Origin of the sequence: Stenotrophomonas sp. CC22-02 (assembly GCF_004365115.1) — a bacterium.
GTDB classification, from domain to species: Bacteria; Pseudomonadota; Gammaproteobacteria; order Xanthomonadales; family Xanthomonadaceae; genus Stenotrophomonas; species Stenotrophomonas forensis.
Genome location: NZ_SOCO01000001.1, coordinates 538,090 through 552,174, shown reverse-complemented (window position 1 = coordinate 552,174; position 14,085 = coordinate 538,090). Strand labels below are relative to the sequence as shown.

The following is a 14,085-nucleotide window of genomic DNA, read 5'->3' as shown; positions in this document are numbered from 1 at the left end:
GCGGGTCTCCGTGGGGGACGGGGACAACCGAGACTAGGCGCTGGCCGGCATAGGTGGCGTGAGGCGGCGAAGTCTCGATGATGACAAGACATTGAGAATCATTTGCAACAACGGCATGCAATCCCGATAATCCGCGGCGATCTTCCGTGGACCGACCGCCATGCCCGCCCGCCGCACCCTGCTCTCGCTTGCCCTCGCCCTGCCCGGCAGCCTCGTTGCACACGCCGCACTGGCCGACGACGCGCCGACTCCCCGCACCCTGGACCGCGTCAGCGTGGTGGCCGAGCGTGCCAGTACCGCGACCAAGACCGACACCGCCCTGACCCAGACGCCACAGGCGATCAGCGTGGTCACCCAGCAACTGTTCACCGATCGCGGCGCGCACAACCTGCAGGAAGTGCTGCGCTACAGCGCCGGCGTCACCGCCGACGCGTGGGGCCTGGATACCCGCAACGATGCCACCTCGGTACGCGGCCTGGATCCAGTGCAGTACCAGGATGGCCTCCGCCGCAGTTACGGGTTCAGCCCGTTGGCACGACCGGAAATCTATGGCCTGGAGCGCGTGGAAGTGCTGCGCGGTCCTTCGTCGGTGCTGTACGGCGCAGGCGCCACCGGCGGCATCATCAATGCGATGAGCAAGCGCCCGACGTTCGGCAACGTGGCGGGCGAGGTAGGCGTGCAGCTTGGCAGCTTCGACCGCAGGCAGCTTCAGGGCGACATCGGCGGTGCGTTGAACGATGCCGGCACGGTTGCCGGGCGCTTCGTCGGCCTGGTGCGTGAGTCGAACATGCAGACCGATACGCTCAAGGACGACCGTGTCTACCTTGCGCCTTCGATCAGCTGGCGCAGCGAACGCAGCACCTTCAGCCTGCTGGCCAGCTACCAGCACGACAGGACCGGCTCCAGCCAGCAGTTCCTGCCGTTGGCAGCGACGCTGCTGGCGCCCCCGGGACGCCGCCTCGATCCCTCCACGTTCATCGGCGACCCTGACTTCGACCGCATCGACTCGCGTGTCTACAGCCTCACCGCGCTGTTCGACCACCGCTTCAACGACGTGCTCAGCCTGCGCTCGGCCATGCGCTACATCGATGGCAAAACGACGCTGCAGCAGCTGTACGTGGACAGCTACAGCAACCCGGCCGATCCCTTCATCGATGCCGAACGTCGCGTGGTCAACCGCACCGCCTACGGCACCCGCCCCGACGTGCAGATCTTCAGTGCCGACAACGCCCTGCAGTTCGACTTCGCCACGGGTGCCTTCCAACACCTGCTGCTGGCCGGCGTCGACTACAGCCAGTACCGGGAGCAGCTGCAGCGCCTGGATGCCACCGGCACGCCGATCGACATCTACGCCCCGGTATCAGTGGCACCGACGGTGCGCGGCTGGGAGCGCCAGCCGGACCAGACCTCCACCCAGCTCGGCCTCTACCTGCAGGATCAGATCCGCTGGGCCGACCGCGTTTCACTGGTGCTGGGCGCACGACGCGACCATGCACGCTCGAAGACCGATGGCCAGCCCAGCCAGACCGACAACGCCACCACCTATCGCGCCGGCCTGATCGGCGAACTGGGCGCAGGACTGTCGCCCTATCTGAGCTACAGCGAATCGTTCCTGCCGGTTGCCGGCCAGGACCTGTTCGGCCAGGCCTTCAAGCCGATGCGCGGCCGCCAGACCGAGGCCGGCATCAAATGGCAACCCGCGCGCAACCTGCTGCTGACGATGGCCGCGTACCGCATCACCGAGACCAACCGGCAGACCAACGACCCGGACAACGTGCTGAACGTGGTGCAGACCGGGCAGATCCGCTCCAAGGGTGTGGAGCTGGAGGGCCAGTTCCAGTTCGCCAACGAGCTGACGATCACCGCCGCCGTTGCGCGCAACGAGGCCGAAGTCAGCCGCAGCAACTTCGCATTGGAAGTGGGCCAACGCCTTAACGACACCCCGCAGGACCTGGCCTCGGCCTGGGTCTCGAAGGGCTTCCCGCTGGACGACGGCGCACGCCTGCGCCTGGGCCTGGGCGTGCGCCATGTCGGCAACACCGTGTCGCTGGGCAATGGCGGGCGCATCATCACTCCCAGCTACACGCTGGCCGATGCCCTGGTGGAAGTGCAGGTGACCGACTGGACGATGGCGTTGAACATCACCAACCTCACCGACAAGCGCTACTACGCTCCGTGCCGTACCTTCGGTGACTGCTTCGCCGGCTACCCGCGGGTGGTTACCGGAACCATCACCTATCGGTTCTGATCACGGCCAACGCTGGCCGCCGCAGCAGTACGTGCAGCAGCACGGCACAGGCGGCGGTCAGCAACGCCAGCACCCGCAGCAGTATCGCCAGCGCTTCGGCACTGGCCTGCTGCAGGTGTGCGCCGCGCATCGCCGGAAGCAGCGCCTGCGCCTGTGCATGCGCACCGGTCGCCAGATAGGCCCCGGCCCTGGCCAGCGACGCGGGTGACGCGCCCTGCAGCCGCTGTCCGATCAGCAGCGCAAGCAACGCGGTCACTGCGGCCAACGCAATGCCTTCGCCGGCTACGCGCACCGTTCCGAAGATGCCAGCGGCCATGCCTGCACGCTGCACCGGCACCACGCTGACCGACAGCCCATCCATCAAGCCCCACGGCAAGGCCGTTCCGGCACCGATCAGCATCAACAACGGCACCCACTGCGAAGGCGACGGGTGCGACGCGTGGTGCGACAGCAGGTACAGGCCGGTGGCACAGACCAGCAGGCCCAGCGTGCACAGCCGCGCACTTCCGATGCGCTCGGCCCAGCGCGCGGCCAGCATCGGCAGTGCCAGCATCGGCGCGGACAGGGCCAGCATCTGCAATCCGACCGCGGTCGCGCTTTGCCCGTGCACGCCCAGCAACTGCAGCGGCAGTACCACCAGCAGCACCACGTAGCCGAAGCAGGTGGCCACCGGCAGCAGCTGGACACCGAGGAACGCCGGTTGCGAGAACAGTGAGAGGTCCAGCAAGGGTGAGCGATGCAGCCGTTCGATGCAGACGAACACCCCGCCCAACAGCAGCGTCGCCAGCAGCGCCAGCTGCACGCGCAGGGCATGCAGCCCGAATTCGCCCAGCCACAGCAGGGCCAGGGTCAGCGCTGCCAGCATCAGGCTGAAGCCGAGCATGCCGCCGAGGTCCAACCGTCCGCGGTCGCCATGGCTTTCAGGCAACACGCGCGCGCCCAGCACGAAGGCCGCCAACGCCAGCACGCCACCGGCGGCGAACACGCTGCGCCACCCCAGTGCCTGCAGCAGAAGGCCGGCAAGCAGCGGCCCCAGTGCCAACCCTGCACCGAATGTCGTGCCCAGCAGGGCAAAGATGCGGGCGCGCGCCGGTCCCTGCCAGGCCTGCGCCAATGCGGCGGTGCCGGACGCCAGCGCGGCTGCAGCGGCAACGCCCTGCAGCCCGCGCGCCAGGTCCAGCCACAGCAGCGTGGGCGCCAGGCAGACCACGGCTGTGGCGGCGGTGAACCCGACCGTCCCCAGCAGGAACAGCCGCCGCCGACCATAGCGGTCGGCCAGGCCGCCGGCAGCAAGCAACAGGCTGCCGAAGGTGAGCATGAACGCATTGGTCACCCAGGCCAGCGCAGTGGGTGAGGCCGCTGCGGAACGGGCCAGCACCGGCACCGCGACCGCGCCGGCCGAGAAGGACAACGGCAGCGCCAGTGCGGCCAGGCAGACAGCAAGCAGCGTCCAGCGCTGCTGCGCACGGACAGGCAAGGGGAGCATCGAAACCGGGGCCATGCGGGCCTCCATCCATCAGGGGCATTGATGATGGACAGGCCGCTATTCCTGAAAAACAGGCTCGATGGACGTTGATTGCGGCCTGATGTTCCGCAATCATTCGGGCATGGACTCCATCTCTGCCCTGCTCGCCTTCGTCCGCACTGCGGAGGCGGGCAGCATCGTCGGTGCCGCCCGCGTTCTCGGCCTGTCCGCGTCGGCGGTGGGCAAGCGCATCGCCCGCCTCGAGCAGGACCTGGGAACGCGTCTGTTCCATCGCACCACCCGCCGTGTACACCTCACCGATGAGGGCGATCTGCTGCTGCAACGCTGCCGGCGTGCCCTGGACGAGCTTTCCGAAGCGCAGGCGGACCTGGCGCAGCGACAGCACGCGCCCAGTGGGCTGCTGCGCATCGGACTGCCGACCATCGGCTATCGCTTCCTGCTGCCGGTGCTGCCCGGTTTCCAGCAGCGCTATCCGCACGTGCAGCTGGAACTGGATTTCAATGACCGCATCGTCGATGTGGTCAGCGAAGGCCTCGACGCAGTGATACGCAGCGGTGAGCTGGCCGATTCCAGCCTGACCGCGCGGCGGCTGGGCGGGTTTCGTTTCATCCTCTGTGCGGCCCCCGGCTATCTGCACGCGCACGGCACGCCCGGTGATGTGAGCGAGCTGCGCATGCATGCCGCGCTGCGCTTCCGTTACCCGACCACCGGAAAGCTGCATCCGTGGCAGCTGCCGGGCGTCGAAGGCGATGCCGGAGCGGGCCTGCCGACGGCGATGACCTGCAACAACATGGAAGCCGTGCTGGCCGCTGCGATTGGTTGCATGGGCCTGGCCTGGATGCCGGACTTCCTCGCCGCCGACGCGCTGGCCGACGGCCGACTGCAACGGGTGCTGCCTGCGCTGCCCACGCACCAGGGGCAGTTCTCGCTGCTATGGCCGGGTGGACGCCACCCCAGCGCGCGCCTGCGGGTATTCATCGACTACGCCGTGGCGCATCTGTTCCAGGGCGAACACGCCTAGGCGGCCGGCAGGATCAGCTCGCGTTCGCGGCGTCCAGGAAATTGCACAGCACCGGCGACGGTTGCTCAGGGCGCACGCACAGCTGCAGGGCAAAGCGCGCGGCGTCACCGCCCACCCTCCGGTAGACGATCTCCTCCGGACGGAAACTGCTCATGCTGGCCGGCACGATCGCCACGCCCGCATCCACCGCCACCAGCGAAAGCACCGCATGCATGCCCTGCGCCTCCTGCACCACGCGCGGAGTGAATCCCGCCGCGGTGCACAGGCCCAGCACCTGTGCATGGAAGCCGATGCCCTCGCCCGCTGGCCACGACACGAAGGGTTCATCGGCCAGCATCGCCACGCTCACTTCGGGCAACGCGGCCAGCGCATGCGCTCGCGGCAGCGCAATCGCCAGATGATCGTGGTCGAAGTCGTGCAACTGTAGTTCGGCGGCAGGAATCGGTGGAATCAGCACGCCGACATCGATGCGCTGCTCACGCAACCACAGCTGCTGCTGGCGTGAGGTCGCCTCCTGCAGATGCAGCCGCACCTGCGGATACTGCTGGCGGAAGCGGCGGATCAAACCGGGAAGCCGACCGTACAAGGCGCTGCCGACATAGCCCACCTGCAGGCTGCCACTCTGCCCTGCGGCGGCTTCACGGGTGCGCTGCAGCGCCTGTTCGGCCTGCTGCAGCGTCGCACGCGCTTCCACCAGCAAGGTCTGCCCGGCGACGGTCAGGCCCAGGGTACGGTTGCCACGCACGATCAGCTCACTGCCCAGTTCGTCTTCCAGCCGTCGTATTGCCGCCGTCAGCGGTGGCTGCGACATGTGCAGCCGGGCGGCGGCGCGGTGGAAGTGCAGTTCTTCGGCCACGGCCACGAACTGGCGGAGCAGGCGCAGGTCGATCATCTCGATGCAGGCAGTGGGAATCTGCCTAGGGTACGCCCTCAGCTGCGCACGTCCACACTGGCGCGGGCGATGGCCGGCCACTGCAGGGCCACCGACTCGATGCTGTCGGCGCTGACGGCGCGCAGATCGCGCGGATATGCGACATGCTCCGCTTCCTGCAGGCGCAATGCATGGAACTGGCCATTGCTTGCACGCAACACCCACCCACCGTCCTGACAGCGCGTCGATGCCAGAAAGGCCACGCCCTGCGCGACTGCCTCCGGATGCAGCTCGTCCGGCTCGCCGTCGATGCCCCACATCCGCGTCTTGGCCACCGGAGAAACCGCATTGACCACGATGCCATGCCCGGCACCTTCCAGCGCCAGCACATTGACCAGACCAAGCGCGGCCAGCTTTCCCATCGCATAGGCGGAAAGGCCACGTTGCGCGTACTGCGGATACAGCGCGCGATCGGAGGTGGTGATGACGATGCGGCCACCGCCCGCCGCGCGCATCGCCGGCCACGCCGCCTGCGCCAGCCACAGGGGTGTCTTCGCGGCCAGGCACAGCATCCGCTCCAGCGCATCGTCCTCGACCGCTTCCAACGCCTGGTACTCCACCCAGCCAGCGTTGTGGATCAGGAAATCGATGCGGCCATGCTGCTGCTGCAGATCCTGCACCAGCGCGTGGCAACCGGCACGATGATCGATGGAATCACTGACGGCCTGCACCGCCAGCCCCCGCGCCTGCAAGGCGTCGGCACTGTGCTGGATGCGCAGCGGATCGGTGCCACGCCCATCGGTGCCGGCACCGACGTCGTGCATCACCACGTGCGCACCACGCTCGGCCAGCAGGCGACTGTAGGCCAGGCCCAGTCCACCGGCGGCACCGGTCACCAGCCCCACCTGGCCTTCAAAGGAAATTCGGGAAACAGGTTGCATCCGCACAGCTTCAGCCACGGGCGGGGGCACCGGCCAATACCGTTCACCACACCCCACGATATGCCCGCGCTATCACCAGAAAAGGGGACGGAGGGGATTAAGTCGCTTCCGGCACACAAGGGGCAATAGCGACTTAATCCCCTCCGTCCCCTTTTGCTAGCGGCTGAAGTGGCGCGCGCCGGCCACGCAGACCACCGCGCCCAGTGTTACCAGCACCATGCCGGCGCTGACCGATTCGTGCAGCAGCAACGCGGCCAGCGCCAGGCCGAAGAACGGTTGCAGCAGCTGCAGCTGGCCGACCGCGGCGATACCGCCCTGGGCCAACCCGCGGTACCAGAACAGGAAGCCGACCAGCATGCTGAACACCGCCACGTAGCCCAGTGCCCACCACGCAGGCGCGCCCACCGCGGCGAACGAGGCCGGGCGCATCACCACGCTCAGCGGCAGCATCACCGGCAACGCCAGCAGCAGTGCCCAGCTGATCACCTGCCAGCCGCCGAGATGGCGGGCCAGCCGGCCGCCTTCGGCATAGCCAAGCCCGCAGGCAAGGATCGCGGCCAGCATCAGCAGGTCGGCCTGCAGCGAGGCCTCGATGCCATTGCGCATTGCGTAGCCGACCACGCAGGCGCTGCCCAGCAGCGAGAACAGCCAGAACGCCGGGCGCGGCCGCTCGCCACCGCGCAACACCCCGAAAAGTGCGGTACTCAGTGGCAGCAGGCCGACGAACACAATGGTGTGCGCCGATGACGCATGGCGCAGCGCCAACGCGGTCAGCAGCGGGAAACCGACCACCACGCCAAGGCTGACCACCACCAGCCCGGGCAGGTCACTGCGCCGCGGCCAGGGCTGGCGCAACAGCAGCAACAGGCCAAGGCCAAGCACCGCAGCGATCGTGGCGCGTGCGGCGGTGACGAACCCGGCGTCCAGTTCAAGCACCGCCAGGCGGGTGGCCGGTAACGAGCCGGCGAAGATCACCACACCGATGAAGCCATTGATCCAACCGCTCGCTGACCGTTCCACGCCTATATTCCTGTCGTGCCGGCATTGCCCGGCGGAACCTGCATGGGAACATCCATCGCCGGGGGCGCCCCAGCTACAATCCAGTACAGTCGCAAGTAACTGTACTGCCCACACTTCCACTACAGTCCCGCCATGTCGCGTCCGCTCACCCGCATCGAATCAGTCATCCAGACCGTCCGCAGCCGCATCAGCGCGCGCGTGGACGGCCCCGGTTCCCGCCTGCCGTCGGTGCGCGCGCAGGCGGCAGCGATGGGCGTATCGGTCTCCACCGTGGTCGAGGCTTACGAGCGCCTGGCGGCCGAAGGCGTCATCAGCGCGCGCGCGGGCTCTGGCTTCTACGTCAGTGGCCCGGCCGCACCGCTGGCGCTGGCCGCGATGGAGCCGCGGCTGGATCGCGTTGTGGACCCGCTGTGGGTATCGAGGCAATCGCTGGAAACGCCCGCGGGCCACCTCAAGCCGGGCTGCGGCTGGATGCCCAGCGACTGGCTGTACCAGGACGGCATGCGTCGTGGCCTGCGCCGGCTGGGACGTGTCGATGCATCGCAGCTGGTCGACTACGCCGGCCCGCTCGGCCTGCCCGCATTGCGCCAGTTGCTGCAGCGGCGTGCTGCTGCACTGGGCATCGACGCGCCGATGGAACAGATCCTGCTGACCGAATCGGGTACACATGCGGTCGACCTGATCTGCCGCTTCCTGCTCAAGCCCGGCGACTGCGTGCTGGTGGATGACCCCAGCTACTTCAACTACCACGCGCTGCTGAAGGCACACCAGGTGCAGGCCGTAGGCGTGCCGTACACCCACACCGGGCCGGACCTTGATGCGTTTGCGCAGGCGCTGCAGGCGCATTCGCCACGGCTGTACATCACCAATTCGGGCCTGCACAACCCGACCGGCGCCGTGCTTTCCGCCAGCACCGCTCACCGCCTGCTGGGCCTGGCCGAGCACAGCGAACTGGTCATCGTCGAGGACGACATCTTCGCCGACTTCGAGCTGCATCCCGCCCCCCGGCTTGCCGCGCTGGATGGTCTGTCGCGGGTGATCCACGTCGGCAGTTTTTCCAAGACGCTGTCGGCGGCCTCACGCTGCGGCTATATCGCGGCGCGCCACGACTGGATCGACGCGCTGACCGACCTGAAGCTGGCAACCAGCTTCGGCGGCGGCCATCTGGCGATGCAGCTGATGCACATCGCGCTGACCGACAGTGGTTATCGTCGCCACATGCAGTCGGTGCGTTCGCGCCTGGCCGATGCACGCCGGCATGCGCTGCGGAAACTGCACGCGCTGGGCATCACCCCGTGGCTGCTGCCCGAAGCCGGTCTGTTCCTGTGGTGCCAGCTGCCCGATGGCCGCGACGCCGCGGCCCTGGCGCGGCACTGCCTGCGCGAGGGAATCGTACTGGCACCGGGCAACGCCTTCAGCCAGTCGCAGCGCGCGGTCGACTACCTGCGCTTCAATGTCTCGCAATGCCAGGACCCGCGGATCTGGCAGGTGTTGGCGCAGGCCTTGCGCTGAACGCGATGCCGGTGCCCTGCGGCTCCGGCACTTGCGTGCCACGGTACAGTGGTAAGTCCCCGTTGCAGGAATGCCCGCATGTCCTCGTTTTCCGATCCGCAGGCCGTGGCCCGCTATGCCGAAGGCCCGCTGCGCCAGGTGCCGGGCTATCTCGCCCTGCAGCAGATGAGTCGCCTGCTGCTGGCCGAACGGGTCCCCGAGCAGGGGCGCGTGCTGGTGCTGGGCGCCGGTGGCGGCCTGGAGCTGAAAGCCTTTGCCGAGGCACAACCGGGCTGGCAGCTGCTGGGCGTGGACCCGGCCGCACCGATGCTGGCGCTGGCCGAGCAGACGCTGGGCCCGTTGAACGCACGCGTTGAGCTGCTGGAAGGCTACATCGACGATGCTCCGGACGTGCGCTTCGACGGCGCCAGCTGCCTGCTGACCCTGCACTTCCTCGACGCCACGCAACGCCTGCATACGCTGCGCGAACTACACAAGCGACTGCGCACGGGTGCCCCTCTGGTGGTCGCTCACCACAGCGTGCCGCAGGATCCGGACGGCAAGCTGCGCTGGTTGCAGCGCTATGCGGCGTTCGCAGAAGCCTCTGGCGTTGCGCGCGTGGATGCACAGCGCGCGATCGAAGCCATTGCCGAGCGGCTGCCGTTGCTGTCGCCCCAGCAGGAGGTCGCGCTGCTGCAGGAGGCCGGCTTCGACGACGTGGAACTGTTCTACGCCGGCTTCAGTTTCAAGGGCTGGGTGGCCTACGCGACGTGATGCATCCGGGCCAGATCACGGCACCACGGTGATGCCGATGCGCTGCATCAACAGCGCCACCTGCTGCACGTCCAATGTCGCACCGCGCAGGTTGGTGCTGCGCAGGTCCAGCTCGCCCAGCTCGGAGTTGGTCAGGTCGCAGTCGGTGAAGTTGGCGCTGTTCCAGTCGATGCCCTCGAACTGGCCACCGGACAGGTCCGAGCCGGCGAAACTGGCGCCGCTCACATTGGCGCCGTCCCAGCGGTTCTCCCACAGCTCGCACTTTTCCAGCGTCACCCGCGAGAAATTGGCGTAGCGCAGGTTCGACTTCTTGATGAAGGCACTACAGAACCCGCTGCGCGTGGTGATCTGGTTCATGAAGCTGGCGTTGCTGAAGTCCGCGCCCTGCGCGCGGCATTCGCTGATCTCCAGGCCCAGTGCCTTGATGAAATTGAAATGGCACATGCTGATGTCGCAGCCACGGAAGCTGGCCTCCTTCAGCGTGGCACCATTGAAGCGGCAACCGCTGCGGCTGTCGGCGTCGTAGAAGCTGCAGTTGATGAACTCGGTGGCGGTCAGATCCGCGCCGGAAAAATCGCATTGCTGGAACTGCTGGTCGACCACCTTCTGGCCGGTGTACTGGTCGGCGCCAATGCGCAGCTTGTGGTGAACGGTGGGGGACATCAGGGATTCCATGCCAGGGAGCGCGGCCATGATGCCGGGCAAGCGCCGTATTCCCAACCCCGCCAGCGCCGCGGAACGCAATGCCTGATATTGCACGTTCATGCACATTCATGCATGATTCCCGACATGAGCTCCGATCCCAGCCCCCTTCCCGCCCAGCGCCCCCAGCAGATCCTTGAGGAACTGCGCCAGCAGGGTCGCGTAGTGGCCGCCGACCTGGCGCGCCGCTATGCCGTCTCCGAAGATTCGATCCGCCGCGACCTGCGCGAGCTGGCGGCGCAGGGCCTGTGCCAGCGTGTCTACGGCGGGGCCGTGCTGCCGCCGCCGAAGGAACGCCCGCTGCGCGAACGCCTGACCCGCGATCGCGGCGGCAAGGCAGAACTGGCCGCGCGCGTCTGCGCCCTGCTGCAGCCCGGCCAGGTGGTACTGCTCGATGCCGGGTCGACCAACCTGGCCATCGCCCAGCAGCTGCCCGCCGCGTTGGGATTGACGCTGATCACCAACGCGCCGCAGATCGCCACCGCCGCCAGCGTGCATGAAGGCACCGCCGTGCAGCTGATCGGCGGCCGCCTGGCCAGCGGTGGCGGCGCGGTCGGTGCCGAAGCGCTGGCCCAGGTGCAGCGGCTGCGCGCCGATGTGTACCTGCCGGGACCGTGCGCGGTGGACGGCGACACCGGCGTGTGGGCGATGGATTCGGAAGAAGCCACGCTGAAGCGCGCGATGGTGGCGTGCAGCAGCCGCGTCATCGTCGCTGCCACTACCGAAAAGCTCGGCGCGCGCGGCAACTGGCAGATCGCCAGCCTCGACGAGATCGACGACCTGGTGCTGACCACGTCGGCGCCTCCCGCACTGGCCGCACGCTTCCGTGCCGCCGGCATCGCGGTACACCCCACCCTGCCCTGACCGTACCGCTCATGTCCCTTGCCAACCGCGCGCGTGCCGAACAGCACGCGACCCGCGCTGCGTTCTTCATTCCCGGCTTCGCTACCGCGTTGTGGGCCACGCTGGTGCCGTTCGCCAAGTCACGCACGGACATCAACGATGCCACGCTGGGCCTGGTGCTGCTCTGCCTGGGCGCCGGTTCGCTGCTGGCGATGCCGTTGTCCGGCGTGCTGGCCGCGCGCCTGGGTTGCCGTCGGGTGATGGTGGCCAGCACGCTGCTGATCTGCCTCAGTGTGCCAGGGCTGGTGTTGGCCGACACGGCCTGGCTGCTGGGGCTGGTGCTGTTCGTGTTCGGCGCCGCCGTGGGCGCGATGGACTGCACGATGAACGTGCAGGCGGTGATCGTCGAGCGCGAAGCCCGGCGCGTGATGATGTCCGGTTTCCATGCCTTCTTCAGCATCGGCGGGTTCCTTGGTGCGGCCACCATGACCGTGCTGCTCAGCGCACAGCTGCCACCGTTGGCGTCGGTGCTTGTCGGCGTGGGCGCCATGCTGCTGGCGATGCTGTTGTCGGCGTCGCACTGGCACAGTGAGCGCATGCCGCATGACACGCCGATGCTGGCGATGCCGCACGGCGTGGTGCTGTTCATCGGGGTTCTGGCGTTCATCGCCTTCCTCGGCGAAGGTGCGATGCTGGACTGGAGTGCGGTGTTTCTCAGCGATGTGCGCCGCGTCGATGCCAGCCTGGCCGGCATCGGCTATGTGACCTTCACCCTGACCATGACCGTCGCGCGCCTGTTCGGCGATGCGCTGGTGGCGCGCGTCGGTCGCCAGCGCGCGATCGTGTTCGGCGCCCTGCTCGCCGCCAGCGGCGTGCTGGTGCTGACTCTGGTCACGCCCTGGCAGGCATCCCTGGCCGGCTATGTGCTGGTGGGTCTGGGCTGCGCCAACATCGCGCCGGCCCTGTTCTCGCTGGCTGGCCACCAGACCCGCATGCCCGGTGCGCTGGCGATCACGGCAGTGTCGACGCTGGGCTTCGCCGGCATCCTTGCCGGCCCGGCGCTGATCGGCTTCGCCGCCAATCACTTCGGCCTGATCGCCGCGTTCATCGGCGTGGCGACGGCCCTGTTGCTGGTGGCAATGTCCACCCGCTGGCTGCGGGTGTGACCCGCCGCATCAGCGCCGCCGACGCCGCACCTTCATCCGCAACCGCCGATAGCCGATTACCGTGGCAGTCATGCACAACGCAGTACCCGCCACGCTCAGCAGCAACAACACACCCAGTCGCGCGATGTCCTGCCGCAGCATCGCCGGCAGGTCCCAGCTGTGCAGGAAGTAGAACAGCCAGCGCCCTACCCGCTCGCGGTGCCCCATCGTCAACAGCGGGTCACCGGTGCCAAGGTCGAGGTAGACACGCGTCGCTTCGGCATCATCGAAATCCGCAACCGCCACCGGGAAGCGGCGCACGGCCGCACCGTTCATGGCCTCAGGCGCGCGCGGGTAGTAGTAAGCGTCCGGCGCCTGCAGCAGCGAGAAACCCTGCATCGGTGCATGCGAGATCGCCCGCGCCTTCAGCTGCAACCACGCCACCGGCAGGTGGCGCGATACCTGAAGCCGCCCTTCAGCCATGGACACGATACGGGTATCGCCCTGCCCATCCAGCAGCAGCGCAAACAGCTCGCCGCCAATGCGCCGCCACTGGATTTCCACCGGCCAGAACCGCGCCTCGCCGGCGACCGCCAGCAACGCCGACGGCTCGGCCAGCGTCCCGTCCACCGCCACCCTGTCACCGCGATAACGAGTGGGATCGATCGCATCGCGGGTACTGCTGAACACGCCCAGCGGATTCATCGACATCAAGCCGCTGAAGATCCAGGTGAACACGAAGGCAGCAGCGACCAGCCCGATCAGGTGGTGCCAGCGCATCCAGGGTTCGACATACGGCGTCTTCGCACCGGAGCGGTAGCGCCCACGGAAACGCCAGCGCCACAGGCCAACCACGATGCCACTGATCGCCGCCACGGTGCACAGCGCCGACAGCACGATCACCGCCCAGGTCCATACCGGATCCACCGACTGCATGCGCAGGAAGTACAGCCAATGCAGCCACGCGCCCACATAGTTCCAGCGCTGCTGCGCATGCGGCGCATCCAGCACCACCTCGCCGGTATGCGAGGACACGTACACGTCTCCCGGTTGCGCGCCGCCCACCTCGACCCGGTACAGCGGCCGATGCGCATCCAGCGCGCGCGAGTGCGTCCAGCGATCCTCATCCACACGCATTGCGCCGACGAACGCCTGCCCGCCGGCAAACTGCGCCGCCGACGCTTCAGCATGCTGTGCCGACACTGGCAGCAGCGCCTGGCCTGTCCGCGCCGACCACGCACCGACGTTGCTGCCGCTGCGTACCACATAGGTGGGTTCGCCACGCAGCGTGGTCAGCGCCACGGCCTCCGGCTCGGCCTGTACAGCGCCTGGCAGCGCCGACAGCCCTCGCCAGTCGACGGCATCACCCAGCACCGGCAACGCCGCCAGGCGCTCGCCGGGTGTCAGCTTTGGATAGCCGATGAACAGCATCACCATGCCGCTGACGAACCAGAGCAGCATCAACAGGCATCCGCCGATGCCCAGCCAGCGATGCACCAGATAGGTCCAGCGCTTGGCGGTGGAACGCAGCGACATGGCCCTT

General features: G+C 67.9%; 12 protein-coding genes. 6 read left to right on the top strand and 6 right to left on the bottom strand.

Annotated features, from left to right (window positions below):
• Nucleotides 1-160 precede the first annotated feature (160 nt).
• Nucleotides 161-2,248 carry a TonB-dependent siderophore receptor gene (locus tag N440_RS02630; protein ID WP_133933986.1) on the top strand — a complete coding sequence of 696 codons (2,088 nt, stop codon included), beginning with the start codon at nucleotides 161-163 and terminating at the stop codon, nucleotides 2,246-2,248.
• Here the strand turns inward: N440_RS02630 and N440_RS02625 are convergent.
• Nucleotides 2,232-3,749, bottom strand: coding sequence for an MFS transporter (locus tag N440_RS02625; protein ID WP_133933985.1), 1,518 nt, complete (start codon nucleotides 3,747-3,749; stop codon nucleotides 2,232-2,234). The genes N440_RS02630 and N440_RS02625 overlap by 17 nt on opposite strands.
• A gap of 106 nt (nucleotides 3,750-3,855) precedes the next feature.
• On the opposite strand from N440_RS02625, the gene N440_RS02620 reads away from it, so the two are divergent.
• Nucleotides 3,856-4,755, top strand: a complete 900-nt coding sequence (locus N440_RS02620; RefSeq protein WP_133933984.1) for a LysR substrate-binding domain-containing protein — start codon at nucleotides 3,856-3,858, stop codon at nucleotides 4,753-4,755.
• Between the two features lie 13 nt (nucleotides 4,756-4,768).
• Here the strand turns inward: N440_RS02620 and N440_RS02615 are convergent, their stop codons facing one another.
• From N440_RS02615 to N440_RS02605, 3 genes are all read right to left on the bottom strand, one after another.
• A complete protein-coding gene (locus N440_RS02615) occupies nucleotides 4,769-5,647 on the bottom strand; it encodes a LysR family transcriptional regulator (protein ID WP_133933983.1) in 879 nt (292 codons plus the stop codon).
• Nucleotides 5,648-5,685: 38 nt separating this feature from the next.
• Nucleotides 5,686-6,567, bottom strand: coding sequence for an SDR family oxidoreductase (locus tag N440_RS02610; RefSeq protein ID WP_133933982.1), 882 nt, complete (start codon nucleotides 6,565-6,567; stop codon nucleotides 5,686-5,688).
• A 156-nt stretch (nucleotides 6,568-6,723) separates the two neighbouring features.
• Entirely contained in the window at nucleotides 6,724-7,587 is an 864-nt protein-coding gene (locus tag N440_RS02605; protein ID WP_133933981.1) for a DMT family transporter, read from the bottom strand.
• A gap of 132 nt (nucleotides 7,588-7,719) precedes the next feature.
• Between N440_RS02605 and N440_RS02600 the strand changes: the two genes are divergently transcribed.
• Nucleotides 7,720-9,099, top strand: coding sequence for a PLP-dependent aminotransferase family protein (locus N440_RS02600; RefSeq protein WP_133933980.1), 1,380 nt, complete (start codon nucleotides 7,720-7,722; stop codon nucleotides 9,097-9,099).
• Between the two features lie 78 nt (nucleotides 9,100-9,177).
• The gene (locus N440_RS02595) at nucleotides 9,178-9,852 is read left to right on the top strand and encodes a class I SAM-dependent methyltransferase (RefSeq protein WP_133933979.1); all 675 of its coding nucleotides are present in this window, start codon (nucleotides 9,178-9,180) and stop codon (nucleotides 9,850-9,852) included.
• Nucleotides 9,853-9,867: 15 nt separating this feature from the next.
• Here N440_RS02595 and smqnr read toward each other — a convergent pair whose 3' ends face one another.
• Nucleotides 9,868-10,515 (bottom strand): SmQnr family pentapeptide repeat protein, encoded by a 648-nt coding sequence (gene smqnr / locus N440_RS02590; RefSeq protein ID WP_133933978.1) that lies wholly within the window; start codon nucleotides 10,513-10,515, stop codon nucleotides 9,868-9,870.
• Between the two features lie 126 nt (nucleotides 10,516-10,641).
• Here smqnr and N440_RS02585 point away from each other — a divergent pair, with 126 nt between their 5' ends.
• Nucleotides 10,642-11,418 carry a DeoR/GlpR family DNA-binding transcription regulator gene (locus tag N440_RS02585; protein ID WP_133933977.1) on the top strand — a complete coding sequence of 259 codons (777 nt, stop codon included), beginning with the start codon at nucleotides 10,642-10,644 and terminating at the stop codon, nucleotides 11,416-11,418.
• 11 nt (nucleotides 11,419-11,429) lie between these two features.
• On the top strand, nucleotides 11,430-12,563 hold the full coding sequence (locus N440_RS02580) for an MFS transporter (RefSeq protein ID WP_133933976.1): 1,134 nt from the start codon (nucleotides 11,430-11,432) through the stop codon (nucleotides 12,561-12,563).
• 9 nt (nucleotides 12,564-12,572) lie between these two features.
• Here the strand turns inward: N440_RS02580 and N440_RS02575 are convergent, their stop codons facing one another.
• Nucleotides 12,573-14,078, bottom strand: coding sequence for a PepSY domain-containing protein (locus tag N440_RS02575; protein ID WP_133933975.1), 1,506 nt, complete (start codon nucleotides 14,076-14,078; stop codon nucleotides 12,573-12,575).
• Nucleotides 14,079-14,085 lie beyond the last annotated feature (7 nt).

Bases quoted from the DNA above. Each gene is read 5' to 3' on its own strand.
- N440_RS02630 (WP_133933986.1), top strand. From the start codon at position 161: ATGCCCGCCCGCCGCACCCTGCTCTCGCTTGCCCTCGCCCTGCCCGGC.
- N440_RS02625 (WP_133933985.1), bottom strand. From the start codon at position 3,749: ATGGCCCCGGTTTCGATGCTCCCCTTGCCTGTCCGTGCGCAGCAGCGC.
- N440_RS02620 (WP_133933984.1), top strand. From the start codon at position 3,856: ATGGACTCCATCTCTGCCCTGCTCGCCTTCGTCCGCACTGCGGAGGCG.
- N440_RS02615 (WP_133933983.1), bottom strand. From the start codon at position 5,647: ATGATCGACCTGCGCCTGCTCCGCCAGTTCGTGGCCGTGGCCGAAGAA.
- N440_RS02610 (WP_133933982.1), bottom strand. From the start codon at position 6,567: ATGCAACCTGTTTCCCGAATTTCCTTTGAAGGCCAGGTGGGGCTGGTG.
- N440_RS02600 (WP_133933980.1), top strand. From the start codon at position 7,720: ATGTCGCGTCCGCTCACCCGCATCGAATCAGTCATCCAGACCGTCCGC.
- N440_RS02595 (WP_133933979.1), top strand. From the start codon at position 9,178: ATGTCCTCGTTTTCCGATCCGCAGGCCGTGGCCCGCTATGCCGAAGGC.
- smqnr (WP_133933978.1), bottom strand. From the start codon at position 10,515: ATGTCCCCCACCGTTCACCACAAGCTGCGCATTGGCGCCGACCAGTAC.
- N440_RS02585 (WP_133933977.1), top strand. From the start codon at position 10,642: ATGAGCTCCGATCCCAGCCCCCTTCCCGCCCAGCGCCCCCAGCAGATC.
- N440_RS02580 (WP_133933976.1), top strand. From the start codon at position 11,430: ATGTCCCTTGCCAACCGCGCGCGTGCCGAACAGCACGCGACCCGCGCT.
- N440_RS02575 (WP_133933975.1), bottom strand. From the start codon at position 14,078: ATGTCGCTGCGTTCCACCGCCAAGCGCTGGACCTATCTGGTGCATCGC.